This window comes from Nitrosomonas sp. Nm132 (genome assembly GCF_900100485.1).
Classification (GTDB): domain Bacteria; phylum Pseudomonadota; class Gammaproteobacteria; order Burkholderiales; family Nitrosomonadaceae; genus Nitrosomonas.
The window spans coordinates 1-1009 of the sequence record NZ_FNDH01000134.1; the positions used below are offsets into that span (position 1 = coordinate 1).

Consider the following 1009-nt stretch of genomic DNA (forward strand, 5'->3'; position numbering starts at 1 on the left):
ATGGCCTGCGGCTTCTTGCCGGCAGCTCCCGCACTATGCTGATGCGCTTTAACGTAGCTGCCATCAATAAATTCCCACTCCCATTCCCAATCCGGATCAATAATCAGCGCCTTGAAAACTCTGCTCCACTTGTTAGTGGATGACCAAGCATTGAATCTCTTATAGATGGAATTCCAGCATCCAAAAACCTCGGGTAAGTCCCGCCACGGACAACCAACCCGCATTCGGTATAGCACACCCTCCACCGTCATGCGCAGATTGCGCTTGTTATAAATCGCTTCTTGAAGCAGAATCTTCTCCAGCTTCGGCCAGAATTCATCGGTGAGCATCAGTCGGGGCATCGTAAACTCGTTTTGTGGGGGGGTGTAAAAATCTCTCAATATTACGAGTTTACTTCGATTTATGAAATACTTACCTCAAAACGTCAACAGACCCTAGGGGTATGTGGCCAAGTATTCCGCTACGGTATATCAACAGGCCGGTGCGCGCGTGATCCTGCTGGCGATCTAAGGGGAGCGCTTACACCACACAAAAAGCAAAACCAGGCAGCCGTCAAACCAGAAGAATTACCGGAACTGTTACGTGCAATAGCTACCTATGAAAGCATAGGGGATAGGCAAACGCAGCTTGCCTTGCAATTGCTGGCTCTGACCTTTGTTCGTACTAATGAATTGATTGGTGTGCTATGGACAGAATTTGATTTGAGCAATGCGCTATGGATTGTTCCCAGTGAGCGTATAAAGATGAGGAATGAGCATGTGGTGCCGCTCACCCGCCAAGTATTGGAAATCTTGACTGAACTAAAAACCATTGCCGAGAATAGCCGCTACCTATTACCCGGTCGTAATCCTAATAAGCCTATCAGCAACAACACATTACTCTTTGCTTTGTACCGTCTAGGGTATAAAGGCAAGAGGTTCTATGTGAAATACCGTGGGTAAGTGAACTGAAGCTTTCCACATAAGAAATAAATCATATTAATGAAGTTGTTAATATTTCGGTATCCTCT

Annotated in this window: 2 protein-coding genes; one reads left to right on the forward strand and one right to left on the reverse strand. The window is 46.2% G+C overall.

Translation table 11 applies throughout. The annotated features are described in order from the left end of the window. Window positions 1-341, reverse strand: a 341-nt coding sequence (locus BLP80_RS15025; RefSeq protein WP_143002348.1) for an IS5 family transposase, incomplete at its 3' end; no start/stop codon positions are given. Window positions 342-353: 12 nt separating this feature from the next. On the opposite strand from BLP80_RS15025, the gene BLP80_RS15030 reads away from it, so the two are divergent. After that, window positions 354-941 carry a tyrosine-type recombinase/integrase gene (locus BLP80_RS15030; RefSeq protein WP_256325145.1) on the forward strand — a complete coding sequence of 196 codons (588 nt, stop codon included), beginning with the start codon at window positions 354-356 and terminating at the stop codon, window positions 939-941. The last annotated feature ends 68 nt before the right edge of the window (window positions 942-1009 follow it).